The sequence below is a fragment of the Tardiphaga robiniae genome (genome assembly GCF_001618955.1).
GTDB classification, from domain to species: Bacteria; Pseudomonadota; Alphaproteobacteria; order Rhizobiales; family Xanthobacteraceae; genus Tardiphaga; species Tardiphaga robiniae_A.
Genome location: NZ_LVYV01000004.1, coordinates 126,743 through 140,555, shown reverse-complemented (window position 1 = coordinate 140,555; position 13,813 = coordinate 126,743). Strand labels below are relative to the sequence as shown.

At 60.7% G+C, this 13,813-nt stretch carries 12 protein-coding genes; 7 read left to right on the top strand and 5 right to left on the bottom strand.

Annotated elements, in window-relative coordinates:
• Positions 1–413: 413 nt before the first annotated feature.
• A complete protein-coding gene (locus tag A4A58_RS08755; RefSeq protein ID WP_068731080.1) occupies positions 414–1,583 on the top strand; it encodes an autotransporter outer membrane beta-barrel domain-containing protein in 1,170 nt (389 codons plus the stop codon).
• Positions 1,584–1,657: 74 nt separating this feature from the next.
• On the opposite strand, the gene A4A58_RS08750 is transcribed toward A4A58_RS08755, so the two are convergent.
• Entirely contained in the window at positions 1,658–2,491 is an 834-nt protein-coding gene (locus A4A58_RS08750) for a TerC family protein (RefSeq protein WP_068731079.1), read from the bottom strand.
• An 83-nt stretch (positions 2,492–2,574) separates the two neighbouring features.
• The gene (ndk, locus tag A4A58_RS08745; RefSeq protein ID WP_068731078.1) at positions 2,575–2,997 is read right to left on the bottom strand and encodes a nucleoside-diphosphate kinase; all 423 of its coding nucleotides are present in this window, start codon (positions 2,995–2,997) and stop codon (positions 2,575–2,577) included.
• Positions 2,998–3,277: 280 nt separating this feature from the next.
• Here ndk and A4A58_RS08740 point away from each other — a divergent pair, with 280 nt between their 5' ends.
• From A4A58_RS08740 to A4A58_RS08730, 3 genes are all read left to right on the top strand, one after another.
• Positions 3,278–3,541: a sulfur globule protein precursor gene (locus A4A58_RS08740; protein ID WP_068731077.1), complete on the top strand. Its 264-nt coding sequence runs from the start codon at positions 3,278–3,280 to the stop codon at positions 3,539–3,541.
• A gap of 180 nt (positions 3,542–3,721) precedes the next feature.
• On the top strand, positions 3,722–3,904 hold the full coding sequence (locus tag A4A58_RS08735) for a hypothetical protein (RefSeq protein ID WP_068731076.1): 183 nt from the start codon (positions 3,722–3,724) through the stop codon (positions 3,902–3,904).
• 78 nt (positions 3,905–3,982) lie between these two features.
• Positions 3,983–5,845 (top strand): ABC-F family ATP-binding cassette domain-containing protein, encoded by a 1,863-nt coding sequence (locus tag A4A58_RS08730; protein ID WP_068731075.1) that lies wholly within the window; start codon positions 3,983–3,985, stop codon positions 5,843–5,845.
• 40 nt (positions 5,846–5,885) lie between these two features.
• Here A4A58_RS08730 and A4A58_RS08725 read toward each other — a convergent pair whose 3' ends face one another.
• The 3 genes from A4A58_RS08725 to A4A58_RS08715 all read right to left on the bottom strand — a co-directional run bounded on the left by A4A58_RS08725 (position 5,886) and on the right by A4A58_RS08715 (position 8,528).
• Positions 5,886–6,479, bottom strand: a complete 594-nt coding sequence (locus A4A58_RS08725) for a hypothetical protein (RefSeq protein WP_433993616.1) — start codon at positions 6,477–6,479, stop codon at positions 5,886–5,888.
• An 84-nt stretch (positions 6,480–6,563) separates the two neighbouring features.
• The gene (locus A4A58_RS08720) at positions 6,564–7,016 is read right to left on the bottom strand and encodes a DNA polymerase III subunit chi (RefSeq protein WP_068731074.1); all 453 of its coding nucleotides are present in this window, start codon (positions 7,014–7,016) and stop codon (positions 6,564–6,566) included.
• A gap of 9 nt (positions 7,017–7,025) precedes the next feature.
• Complete coding sequence (locus A4A58_RS08715; RefSeq protein WP_068731131.1) at positions 7,026–8,528, bottom strand: leucyl aminopeptidase; 1,503 nt, start codon at positions 8,526–8,528, stop codon at positions 7,026–7,028.
• A gap of 503 nt (positions 8,529–9,031) precedes the next feature.
• Here A4A58_RS08715 and lptF point away from each other — a divergent pair.
• From lptF to A4A58_RS08700, 3 genes are read left to right on the top strand one after another with little or no spacing between them, the layout of a single operon-like run.
• Positions 9,032–10,201: an LPS export ABC transporter permease LptF gene (gene lptF / locus A4A58_RS08710; protein WP_068731073.1), complete on the top strand. Its 1,170-nt coding sequence runs from the start codon at positions 9,032–9,034 to the stop codon at positions 10,199–10,201.
• Positions 10,198–11,295 carry an LPS export ABC transporter permease LptG gene (gene lptG, locus A4A58_RS08705; RefSeq protein WP_068731072.1) on the top strand — a complete coding sequence of 366 codons (1,098 nt, stop codon included), beginning with the start codon at positions 10,198–10,200 and terminating at the stop codon, positions 11,293–11,295. Before lptF ends, lptG begins: the two co-directional genes overlap by 4 nt.
• Positions 11,296–11,345: 50 nt before the next feature.
• Positions 11,346–13,787: an LPS-assembly protein LptD gene (locus A4A58_RS08700; protein WP_081421784.1), complete on the top strand. Its 2,442-nt coding sequence runs from the start codon at positions 11,346–11,348 to the stop codon at positions 13,785–13,787.
• Positions 13,788–13,813 lie beyond the last annotated feature (26 nt).

Here is a 13,813-nt window from a genome sequence, read left to right as displayed (position 1 = left end):
AGCGGGCTTCCCGGTGTCTGCTGAATGTCCTGCTCACAAAACGCACAGTCGAACGGCCTCAATCCGATTGCGCAAGAATTCCAACATGAAAATTTTGGCTACGCAAGTCTTTGGCTTTTTGCGGCCGAGGTTTTGATACCATCGGCCGCAACACCGACCGCGTTCAAGCGTACCTATCGAAAGCCGCTGGCCGGATCCGTGAGCAAACGTGCCGGATTGAAACATCGTCGGCCCGCCCTGCGTGAATGGTCATAACGTGATGAAAAGCGACACGAATCCGCTGTGGCAATCGCACAACAATACGCGTCAATCGCCACCGGAGGCGCTCAATGCGCAGCGGCAATGCTAATTGGATCGCGTATGCTCTGCCGCAGTCGAACGGCACTGCAGCGACAATTTCGAAACGAGTGACAATGCGCGATCCATCGCGATACGCCCGAACGGACAGGAGCCCGGCTACCAGCCGGCAACGTCGGACCATTGTACTCGGCCTTGCCGTCGCGCTTGTCATTGTGCCTTCGCTCGCATCTGCCCAAGTCGCACCACCGCCGACCACGCCGCCCCCAACCACACCGCCACCGACGACACCACCGCCAGCAGCCGCACCGGTGCCCTCATCGACCGACTTCAATGCCGGGCAATCCGCCGGCATCGCCATTGGCGATCTCGGTAGCCAGTTCCTGCGCCGCCTCGGCGATCAGGCGAGCTACGGCTTCAACCGCGCGTCGCGCGCCAATCCCGGCGGCGGCGGTGCGTCGGAGACCACCGAGACGCCCCGCTTCCGAAGCTGGGCCGAATTCTATGGCGTTGGCGCGCGTACCAGCACGATCGGGGATTTCGTCGGCGACAAGCGCCGGACCATCGGCGGCGTCGCCGGGATCGGCGCGCGGCTGATGCCGGGTGTCAATGTCGGGCTGTCGGTGGACCAGAGCCACACCACGATCGACGTTCCGCTGGCGCTGCAATCAGCGACGCTCGACCTCACACAGATCGGCGTCAATGCGTCGGTTGACCAAGGTGCATGGACCTGGGCAATCGCATTGGTGCACGGCTTCGGCGACATCAACTCGCGCCGCGACACGGGTCTGGGGCTCGCAAGCGCCGGCTACAATGCGCGGATCGATGGCGCGCTCACCGAGCTGAGCTATTACTGGAGTTACGAACAGGCACGGATCGTGCCCAAGGCTGCCTTCGAATACACCCGCGCGACAACCGGCGCGATGCAGGAGCTTGGCGGCCTCAATCCTGTCAACGCAAGCGGCGCATCAGCCGAGCGCGCGCGCATCCTGATGGGTGTCGAAGTTGGACGTTACTGGATCTTCGATCAGAAGATTCTGGATCTGTCGGGCTATGCGAAATTCGTCGACAACGTGCATCAGCGCTTTAGCAACGTCACGATCAGCCTCGGCGCCGAAAGCATCACCGTCCAAGGAATCGGCGAGAGCCAGTACGGGGCGGATGCGGGCGCATCGGCGTCGCTGAGCCTCAGCAACACCGCGCGTCTCTATCTCAATTATGACGGCAAGTTCCGCGCCTATTCGCAGTCCCACCAAGGAACGCTGGGCGTCGAATTCAAGTTCTAGAAACCATCAGATTCCAGAAACAAAAAAGCGGGCGAAAGGCAAATGCCCCTCGCCCGCTTTGCGTTTTTATTGAGTTAGGCTACCTGCTCGGCGTGTGCAGCCTGGCTGCGGCGGCGCCACAGAGCGCCGATCCCCAAGACTACGAAGATGCCGAGCAGGCCGCAAAGTATCTCGCCACCCGGACCATTATTGGTGAAGCGGATGCCGCTGCCGAGCGAAGCCATCACGCTGTCGAGGTTGGCGCCAAACGCACCGCCAAAAGCGCTGTGCAGCAGCGGCATGATCGCCGGATCGGTGGCGATGACTTCGCCCGCGACCCAACCAAGCAGTGCGGCACCAAGCCAGACCAACACAGGCAGACGGGTAAGCAGCGCCATGATCAGCGCCGCGCCGGCGACGATCAGCGGGACGCTGATGGCCAGGCCGAGGATCAGCAGCGGCACGCTGCCATTGGCAGCGGCAGCAACTGCAATGACGTTGTCGAGGCTCATCACGATATCGGCGACGACCACGATCTGCACAGCGGCCCACAGATGCGAGGCGGCCTTCACGCCGTCCTCTTCTTCCGGTTCGGGTACCAGCAGTTTGGCTGCGATGACGATAAGTGCGAGGCCGCCCACCAGCTTGAGGTAGGGCAGTTCCATCAATGTGGCGACGATGCCGGTGAAGATGATACGCAGGATCACGGCGGCAGCGGCGCCGAGGATCATGCCCCACATGCGCTGCTTCGGCTCCAGGCCACGGCAGGCCAGCGCGATCACGAGGGCGTTGTCGCCGGACAGCAGAACGTTGATCCAGATGATCTTGCCGACGGCTACCCAGAATGCGGGCTGCTGCATTTCGACCTGAAACTGAACGAAAACCGACTTGATCGTCGCCGGATCGAGAATATGCAGCAACCAGTCCACAGCGCGCCCCTTTATTTGTGCGTTTTGATTGGAAAGGTCGGCGCGCCCCCGCGCGCCGACCGGTCGTCAATTCGGCTGGAAGTTTAGCCGACGATCTCGTTGCCCGAGAAGAACTGTGCGATCTCGATCGCTGCAGTTTCCGGAGCGTCCGAACCGTGCACCGAGTTCTCGCCGATCGACTTGGCATGAAGCTTGCGGATGGTGCCATCAGCAGCCTTCGACGGATCGGTTGCGCCCATCACATCGCGATGCTTGAGGACGGCGTTCTCGCCTTCCAGCACCTGCACGACAACCGGACCCGAGGTCATGAAGTCCACCAGTTCGCCGAAGAAGGGGCGTTCCTTATGAACGGCGTAGAAAGTGCCGGCCTGTTCGCGGGTCATACGGATGCGCTTCTGCGCGACGATCCGCAGGCCGGCCTTTTCGATCAGCGCGTTGATCGCACCGGTCAGATTGCGCTCGGTCGCGTCGGGCTTCAGAATCGAAAAGGTACGCTCGATAGCCATGATTTATCCTTGAATAACAGTCGCTGGAAGATGGCGGCTTATATCGACGCTATCCGGGAACGGCAAGCGATCCGTCCAAATGTCGCAGGCCCCATTTTGGCAGATCCGGCGCTCGGAATTACCGAGATGTCATCCACATGAACCATTCCTGACAGGACTGGCGCGATCCGGTTCAGCTTTCCCCTTCTAAACTGCCTGCAATGACCCCGGCCAACGGCATTTGCCCCCGGGCGCCATGTTCACGGCAGGCGCAACACGCGCCGTATCAGAGGAGATGAGAATGTTCCGCAAGATCGCACTGACTTTGGTTGCAGCGGCCTCATTGGGCGCCGCGGCGCTGGCTCCGACCTCGGCTTCCGCCTGGGGCGGCCACGGCGGATGGCACGGCGGTGGCTGGCACGGCGGCGGCTGGCATCGCGGCTGGGGCGGACCACGCTTCGTCGGCGGGCCGGTTTACGGCTATGGCGGCGGCGGATGTCTCGTCCGCCGGGTCGTTCCGACTCCGTGGGGACCGCGTTGGCGACTGGTCAATCGCTGCTACTGACGCTCCATGAGCAGAGAAATACCGCCCGGCCGTTCCCTCGGCCGGGCTTTTTCTTGGCAGATCCATCGACAATTCATCGAATTTTGACTCAAACAGCCTCAAATCCATAAATCTTGAAACAATTTCGGCCCGCACGACTTGCCTTAGTGTCATTCAACTGCCACGAGCGCCGGGAAGACAATGCAGAACCAGTTCATCAATCATGGCGAAGAACACATCGACCGCACCACCAGCGTGGCGATTTGCAATGCCATCGGCGAACGGCTCCGCCGGGATGTCGGCCCGGACGACGCCCTGCCCTCCCATCTGCAGATGCTGATCGACCAGATGCGGCAGCAGGATGAAAACACCGGCAGCCGTTAACGGCAGAATTGATCTTCTACGCACCGTTGGCGACCAAATCGGGGTTGCCTTTGTGCGTCGCAGCGGTGACAACCCCGCATGCTTTCCATCACAGACATTTCGATCCGGATTGCCGGACGCCTGCTCATTGACGAGAGCACGGTACAGATTGCACCGGGCGCCCGCGTGGGCTTCGTCGGCCGCAACGGCGTTGGCAAATCGACGCTTTTTCATGCCATTCGCGGCGATCTGGCCACCGAAACCGGAAGTATATCGATCCCGCCCCGCTGGCGTATTGGCAGCCTCGCCCAAGAGGCGCCGGACGGCCCCGAAAGCCTGATCTCCGTCGTCTTGAAAGCCGATCTCGAGCGCGACGCACTGCTGAAGGAAGCCGAGACCGCCTCCGATCCGGAGCGCATTTCCGACATCCAGACCCGCCTTGTCGATATCGATGCGCATTCCGCGCCCGCTCGGGCCGCAGCGATTCTGAGCGGCCTTGGCTTTTCGGCTGAAGCCCAGTTGCGCTCCTGTTCCGAATTCTCCGGCGGCTGGCGCATGCGCGTAGCGCTTGCAGCGACGTTGTTCTCGGCGCCGGATCTGTTGCTGCTGGACGAACCGACCAACTATCTCGATCTCGAAGGCACGCTGTGGCTCGAGGATCATCTCGCCAATTATCCACGCACGGTCATCGTCATCAGCCATGACCGCGACCTGCTCGATACGTCGGTGAACGAGATCCTGCATCTCGACCGCGGCAAGCTCGTGCATTATCGCGGGACTTACTCCAACTACGAAGAGTTCCGCGCCAACAAGGAGGCGCTCGACGCCAAGAACGTCAAGCGTCAGGAAGCCGAGCGCAAGCGGCTGCAGGACTTCGTCGATCGCTTCAAGGCCAAGGCCTCCAAGGCACGTCAGGCACAATCACGCGTGAAGATGCTTGAACGCATGAAACCGATTTCAGCGCTGGTGACGCAAGACGTGCGCGAGATCGTCTTCCCCGCGCCGGAGAAAATCCTGTCGCCGCCTATCCTTGCGGTGGACAATGTGTCGGTCGGTTATGAACCCGGCAAGCCCGTACTCAATCAGGTGACACTCCGTATCGACACCGAGGATCGTATTGCCCTGCTCGGCTCCAACGGCAACGGCAAGTCGACGTTGGTCAAGCTGCTGGCGAATAAGCTGCAGCCGTTTTCGGGATCGATCACCCGCGCCGACAAACTGTCGATCGCTTACTTTGCCCAGCATCAGCTCGACGAGCTGGTGATGGACAACTCCGTCTATGATCACGTGCGCAAGCTGATGCCGGACATGCCGGAATCGAAGATTCGCGCGCGCGCCGGCAATATCGGCTTTTCGGGCAAGGCCGCGGATACGATCGTAAAAAGCCTGTCCGGCGGCGAAAAGGCGCGGCTACTGCTGGGGCTCGCGACTTTCTACGGTCCGAACATGATCATCCTGGACGAACCGACCAACCATCTCGATATCGACAGCCGCGCAGCGCTGGCCGAGGCGATCAACGAATTCCCCGGCGCGGTGATCATGGTCTCCCATGATCGCTACCTGATCGAGGCCTGCGCCGATCAACTCTGGGTCGTGGCCGATCGTACGGTCACCAATTTCGACGGCGATCTCGACGACTATCGCAAGGTCGTCATGCAAGCCCGCGGCATGCGCACGACAACGCGCGACCGCGTCAGCACAGACCGCGAAAAACTCGCGAAGCCCAAAGAGAAGAAGGTCCCGTTCAAGCAGCAGGTCGCCGAAGCGGAAGCCGAGATGGAGCGGATTACGGGCATTATCGCCAAAATCGATACCGCGCTGGCATTGCCCGATCTCTTCAAAAAGGATCCGAAGCAGGCCACACAACTCACCAAAGCGCGCGCGGCTGCGGCGGGCGCATTGCAACGCGCCGAAGAGCAATGGCTGAGCGCGAGTTCTCTGCATGAAGAAGCGAACGGCTGAAAACGCAGCCGTCGCTTACTTCGAGATCATCACGAAAAGATCAGGTCGCTGCGCGCTTCTTCGCCTTCGGACGCGCGGTCTTCGGCTGCTCAACTTCCGGACCGCGTTCGACCACGGTCAGACGACCGGAGGTAAACGTATAGATGCCAGCGCGCGGACCGCGCAGATAGGTCAGCACGGCAACGCGATCGCCGCGCGGGCTGGTCGAGAGACTGACATTGTCGGGTGCGCCTGCACCACGCGCCACGTCGCATTCGGTATGGCCGAGCGCCACGACGCCAGTTTGAACCGGCGCACCTGCGGTACCATCAGCAAGCGCGTTGGCATCACGCGGCGCCATGCCCGGGCACGCACCGTCAGCGCTGATGAGATCCTGCGGACTGACCGCCTGCTCAGGCGACAGCGGCGGCGTCTCGATCGAAACATTCTTGATGAATACGCGACCTGGCTTGGAGAACCAGTCGGCATCCTTGGACAGCAGATCCGTGGAGAATGCGTCACCGCCCACGCCGGCGCAACCAGCAAGCAATGGCGCAGCAAACAGCAGCACGAGCAGACCGTTTCGATGAAGCTTTTCTTGTCGCACGATTACGCAACCCCAAGACAGGCGATAAGAGCCTGTAACATCATTCATTTGCGGCACCACCATGACACAGCGGTAGATACCGGTGAGGAAATCTACAATTATCATTAATTGCAGCAGATCGCCAATCGCCAGCTAATTCTTGCGCTGCCACCGGCCACGTTCATCGGTCTGCCAGTAAGTGGCGGTAAAGCCCCTCGCCTTACAGTCAGTCCAGGCTGCTCGCGCTGCAGCGAGCGCATCGGCATCGTCGCCGTTGAATACCAGCACCATGCGCTCATAGCCGTCGGCATCCGCCGGCACCGCCGCGCTGTCCACAAGGAACCGGACCTGGGCACGATTGGGATTGCCCTCTTCGATCGCTAGAATGATCGGCTGATCCGCAGCGTCTGCCACACGCCAAGTGGCGTGCGGCAGAAATGAATCATCACGATAGGTCCACAGATGCGCATCGAGCGCATCGGCGCGTTCTTCTGATGTGGATTGCACGACGACACGCCAGCCGCGCTCAAGCGACTTCTCGAGCAGCGGCGGCAGCACGCTCTCCAGCGCCATGTTCTGCAGGTGATAGAACAGGACCTCGGTCATCGTGTCAGACTACTTCTTCGCCTCGTAATAGTCGGCCACAAGCCGATCCAGCAGCCGCACGCCGTAACCCGAGCCCCAGCTCTGATTGATCTCGGTCTTCGGCGCGCCCATGGCAGTGCCGGCGATATCGAGATGCGCCCACGGCGTATCGTCGACGAAACGCTGCAGGAACTGCGCCGCAGTGATCGAGCCGCCATTGCGCGTGCCGGTGTTCTTCATGTCGGCGAATTGCGAGTCGATCTGCTTGTCGTATTCCGGACCGAGGGGCATCCGCCAAACACGTTCGCCGGTGGTCTGTCCCACGGTAGACAGACGCTCTGCGAGTTCGTCATTGTTGGAGAACATGCCAGCATATTCGGTACCGAGCGCGACCATGATCGCACCGGTCAGCGTCGCCAGATCGACCATAAATTTCGGCTTGAACTTCTTCGCCACATACCAAAGCACATCGGCCAGTACGAGGCGGCCTTCAGCGTCGGTGTTGATGATTTCGATGGTCTGACCGGACATCGACGTCACGATGTCGCCCGGACGCTGCGCGTTGCCATCCGGCATGTTTTCGACGATGCCGATGGCGCCAACCACATTGACCTTGGCCTTGCGGCCCGCGAGTGCATGCATCAGGCCAACGACGCAGGCTGCGCCGCCCATATCGCCCTTCATGTCTTCCATGCTGCCGGCCGGCTTGATCGAGATGCCACCGGTATCAAAGGTGACGCCCTTGCCGATGAAGGCGACGGGCTGCTCGCCCTTCTTGCCACCGTTCCAGCGCATCACCACCATACGGCCAGGACGCACAGATCCCTGGGACACACCGAGCAGCGCACCCATGCCAAGCTTGGTCATCGCCTTGACGTCGAGCACTTCGACCGTGACGCCGAGCTTCTTTAACTCACCTGCGCGGCGCGCAAATTCGGCGGGAAACAGCACATTCGGCGGCTCATTCACGAGTTCGCGGGCCAGCACGACGCCGTTGACGATATGATTGCCCGGTACAAAGGCCTTCTTGGCTGCGGCGACGTCACCGACGGCCAACGAAACCGCGACATTGCCGGACGCCTCGTCGGCATCCTTCTTCTTGGTTTTGTAACGATCGAATTTGTAAGCGCGCAACAATACGCCGGAGGCGACCGATGCCGCCTGCTCTGGCGTCATTGCGCCCGAAGCCAACTCTGCGACGACGGTCACCGCCTCATTGCTGCCGCCGACCTTGCCGGCGAGCACGCCGCCAAATTTCAGCAGATCGGTCTCCTTCAGATCGGCCGGCTTGCCGGTGCCGATCACGATGAGACGCGACGCCTTGATGCCATCCGGGGCCAGGATGTCGAGCGTCGATGCGCTCTTGCCCTTGAACTTGCTGGTTGTAGCCGCGCGCTTCACAGTTGCTGCCGCTTCCCCGAGAGCCTTGGTCGCGGCAGGACCGAATTTCAGCGTTTCGTCGCAGAACACCACAAGAGCACCGCGCGCAGCAGTGGCAAACGGGACGAAGCCGACCTTGACGGCGTCGGACATGGCAAATTCCTCCAGAAGATCAGGGCTGTCGCAGGGGTCGGCGCGGAATCCGGTCAGTGCGGCGGGGTTCAAGTGTTTTGTTGTCGTCACAGCGTGAACCGTCAAGTCAGGTTCTGACCGAAACCGCCAAGGATCGATAGTTTCTTGTGTCTCGCCGGAGGAAACCAAACCGCCCGTAGCCCACGATTCGGGTATTGCCTGTGTCCGAATGGGTCCGCGATGGCCTTAGGTGCCAGCCTTGCCAACGAATGGGCCCCACCGACTGGGCCGGTTCCTCGCCGCCACGCGAGTTGCGAAGCATTTCAGTGGCCCAAGGGACACATCAGGCACATAATTAACCATATCTTGAGCGAGCCATCCCCCGGCCATTTTGTTGACCAATCAAAGGGATGCTAAGTGAGATGATGGGCTTGTGAAGGTTGCGGCATGTCCTTTTGGGGGTCCCCTCGCGGGATTGGGCATGCGGGCGGCTTTAACGGCCGGAATGGGGATTGATCGGACCGATGGGGTCTATCGACAGGTATATTTTCCGCACGACGCTGGCGTCGTTTGCGGTGGTTCTGGTCAGCCTGACGGGCGTGATCTGGATCACGCAAGCATTGCGCGGAATCGACCTGATGACGAGCCAGGGTCAGACCATTCTGACCTTCCTCGGCGTCACCAGCCTGGCGATTCCCGTTCTCGTTCTGATCATTGCTCCGATCGCCCTGATGATCGCGGTGTCCCACACTCTGACCAAGCTCGCGACCGACTCCGAAATCATCGTGATGAATGCCGCCGGCCTGTCGCCGCGACGGCTGTTTCGTCCCTTCCTGTTCGCGACAATGGTCGTATCGCTGCTCGTGGCTTTCATCGGCTCATATCTGGCACCGGATGGTATGCGCCGGCTGAAGCGCTGGGACGCCGAGATCACCGCCGACGTGCTGGCAAATATCCTGCAGCCAGGTCGCTTCGCGCAACTCGACCAGAACCTGACTATCCGCGTCCGGGAGCGTCAGCCCGGCGGATTACTGGTCGGGATTTTCGTGGACGATCGCCGCGACCCGAAGGAGCGCGTCACCATCATTGCCGACCATGGCACGGTGCTGAAGAACAAGGATGGTTCGTTCCTGATCCTGGAAGACGGTAATCTGCAGCGTTTCGAGACGGGCAAGACCGACCCCGCCATGGTGGCGTTCGGCCGCTACGCTTTCGATATGTCGAAGTTCTCCAATCGCAGCCAGGACGTCACCTACGGAATTCGTGAACGATATCTCTGGGAATTGATGGTGCCGCCTGTGGATGACCCGCTTTACAAGCAGGTGCCGCGGCAGTTCAGCGCCGAGATGCACGACCGCTTGATGGCGCCGATCTATCCGCTTGCCTTTGCCGCCTTGACCTTTGCATTCTTGGGATCGCCACGAACGACGCGGCAGAGCCGCAACTTCTCGATGGGTAGCGCGATTGCCGCGGTGTTTGGCCTGCGCATGGCGGGATTTGCCTGCTCCGTCGTGGCAGCAAAGTCGGACTTCGCGGCACCGCTTCAATATGCCCTGCTGGCGACAGCGATCGGCGTCAGCTTCTGGATCATCTCTGCCGGCATCGTGGTGGAACCGCCGGCGAAGCTGGTGGAAGCAATCAACAGATCCAACGAGCGGTTGTTGCGCCTCTTCCGACGGCCGGCCGCCGCATGAACATGATCACCAACACCATCGGCAGATATTTCGCCGGTCGCTTCCTGGTGGCAGCCCTTGGCGTGTTCACCAGTATCTTCATGCTGCTGGTGCTGGTCGACTACATCGAGATGGTCAGGCGCACCTCTGGGCTGGCCTCAGCCTCCGCTCTGATGGTGGCGCAGACGTCGCTGTACCGGGTACCCCAGTTGCTCGAGAAGATGATGCCGTTTTGCATCCTGATCGGCGCTATGACCTGTTATCTCGCGCTGTCGCGGCGGCTCGAATTGGTGGTCGCCCGCGCCGCCGGCGTCTCGGCCTGGCAGTTTATTTCCCCTGCACTGGCCAGCGCTCTCATCCTAGGCGTGCTGGCGACTGTGGGCTACAATCCCCTGTCGGCCAACCTGCGCGAGGAATCGAAGCGGATGGAGGCCCAGATGTTCGGCGATGCGCCGGGCGGCGGCGTCCAGGACGCCTCCGGCTTCTGGATCAACCAGGTCAACCGCGAGGGCCAATCCATCATCAATGCCGCCCGCAGCGAGCAGCAAGGCGTCCGCCTGACCGGCCTGACCGTGTTCCGGTTCGACACCGAATCCCAGTTTAAGGAACGGATCGAAGCTCGCGAGGCATCGCTGGAGCCCGGCCGTTGGTTGTTCAAAGGGGTGCGACGCTACACCCTCGATTCGCCCGTGGTCGAGCAGGACAGCATGTACTTGGCCACGACCCTGACCCCGCTGCAGGTCAGAAACAGTTTTTCGACCCCCGAAACAGTGTCATTTTGGCAACTTCCTTCGTATATCAAATCCTCAGAGAGTTCGGGTTTCGCGACGGCGGGGTATCGCTTGCAGTATCATAAGCTTATCGCACAGCCGTTTTTGCTGGTTGCGATGGTGATGCTGGCTGCTTCCGTGAGCCTGAGGTTCTTTCGGATGGGCGGTGTCCAGAAGATGGTTTTGAGTGGCGTGGGCGCAGGCTTTCTGCTCTACGTTCTGTCGAAAGTTACGGAAGATTTGAGCAAGGCTGAGTTGATGCATCCGATTGCTGCGGCGTGGCTGCCTGTGTGTGTGGGCGGTCTCACCGGCTTTTTGGCCTTGTTGTACCAGGAGGACGGGTAGTGGCTGTTTTTGCCGCCCTCCGTGAACGAGCATTTGATTGGAAGCTGCGCATGACCATGCGCGGCAACAATTTCTGCACGTCTGGCGTATTGGCCCCGGTGCTCGCAACCGTTTTGGGTCTCGCGGCTGCATTTGGCGTCGCGGCGACGACCCCGGCGGCTGCCCAGAGTTTCACTTACAATCGCCCCGCCACCCGGCCGAAGCCGCCTCCTGCTGCCCAGACCGGGCAGATGCTGGTGCAGGCCACCGAGGTCAATTACGACTACAACAACTCGCGCGTCGCCGCAGTCGGCAGCGTGCAGATGTATTACAATGGTACGTCCGTCGAGGCCGACAAGGTCATCTACGACCAGAAGACCAAGCGCCTGCATGCCGAAGGCAATGTCCGCATGACGGACGCCGACGGCAAGATCACATATGCCAATCTGCTCGACCTCAGCGACGACTACCGAGACGGTTTTGTGGATTCGCTCCGTGTGGATACCGCGGATGCGACCCGCATGGCCGCGACACGCGCCGAGCGCACCGCCGGCAACTACACCGTGTTCCAGAACGGTGTCTACACTGCCTGCGCCGCCTGTAAGGAAGATCCGAAGAAGCCACCACTGTGGCAGGTCAAGGGTGCCCGCGTCATCCACGACCAGAACGAAAAGATGATGTATTTCGAGGACGCCCGGATCGAGTTCTTCGGCGTCCCCCTCGCCTATATCCCGTATTTTTCGACGCCCGATCCGACGGTGAAGCGCAAGACCGGCTTCCTGATGCCGGGCTTTACGCAGAACACCAATACAGGCTTCGGCGTTGAAACGCCGTTCTATTGGGCGATCGCGCCTGATTACGATGCAACCATCTCGCCACGCTACACCAGCAAGCAGGGCCTGTTGATGCAAGGCGAGTTCCGGCAGCGCCTGATGGATGGCGCCTACCAGATCCGTGCCTATGGCATCAATCAGCAGGATCGCAGCGCCTTCGCCAACACGGTCGGCGACAAAGACTGGCGCGGCGGAGTCGAGTCCAAAGGCCAGTTCGCGCTGAACGACAAATGGGTCTGGGGCTGGGACGCGGTCGCACTCAGCGATTACAACTTCCTGCAGGACTACCGGCTGTCGATGTACCGGGATCCCTATGCCTCGTTTTTGAATCTGCAGACGGAAGCCGTTTCGCAACTCTATCTGACGGGCGTCGGCAAGCGTAGCTTCTTCGACGCACGCACGATCTACTACCTGAGCTTCTCCGGTAATCAGAGCCAGGTCCCGGTCATTCACCCGGTGATCGATTACAACAATGTGCTCAACCAGAACATTCTGGGCGGCGAGTTCAGTTACAAGTTCAACATGACCAGCCTGAGCCGTGATCAGGCCTCGTTCACGCCGATCACGTCTCTCGCCAATACTAACGGATTGTGCAATCTGACTTCCGCAGATCCGCTCGCGAGAACGCCAACCAATTGCCTGATGAACGGCATTCCTGGCACCTATACCCGCGTGACTGGTGAAGCTCAGTGGCGCCGCTCCTATACGGACTCGTTCGGCCAGATCTTCACGCCGTTCGCGATCCTGCGCGTCGATGCAATCGATGCCTCGATCTCGAACCAGCCCGGCGTGTCCAACTTCCTGCCGACCGGCGACACGACCGCGCTGCGGGTGATGCCGACCGTGGGCCTCGAATATCGCTATCCGTTTATCAACGTTCAGCCGTGGGGCACCACGACACTCGAACCCATCGCTCAGGTGATCATTCGTCCGAACGAAACCTACGCCGGTAAGTTGCCTAACGAAGACGCGCAGAGCATGAGCTTCGACGCGAGCAATCTCTTCAGCGTCAACAAGTTCTCCGGTTACGACCGTGTCGAAGGCGGCGGCCGCGCCAACGTGGGCGTGCAGGCCACCACGCAGTTCGATCGTGGCGGTTCCGTCAAAGTCCTGTTCGGTCAGTCCTATCAGCTGTTCGGCCTGAACTCGTTTGCAGTCGCAGATGCCACTAATACCGGCGTCGATTCCGGACTGGCCACCTCGCGGTCAGACTACGTCGCCAGCCTGGCCTATTCGCCGAACCGCACTTATACGGTCAGCACCCGCGCGCGGATCGACGAGGCAACCGGCAACGTGTCGCGCTTCGAGGCTGAGGGGCGTGCAAGCTTCGACCGCTGGTCGGTCAGCCTGATGTATGGCAACTACGCGCCGCAGGCGGAATTGGGCTACCTCACCCGCCGCGAAGGCCTCCTCGGCACCGGTTCGATCAAACTGGCATCGAACTGGGTGGTCACCGGTGGCGCGCGCTGGGACCTTGAGGCCAACAAGATCAACCAGTACACGGTCGGCGCCGGCTATGTGGACGATTGTTTCGTGCTCGGCGTCAATTATGTCACGTCCTACAACTACGTGAGTAACCTGAGCACGCCGCCCGTTCTGAGCCATACATTCATGTTCCAGATTGGCCTGCGGACAATTGGCAATACCACGTCTGCGAGCGGAACCGGCGGCACTTACTAGTATCGGTCCTTTGTGCCGTGAAATCT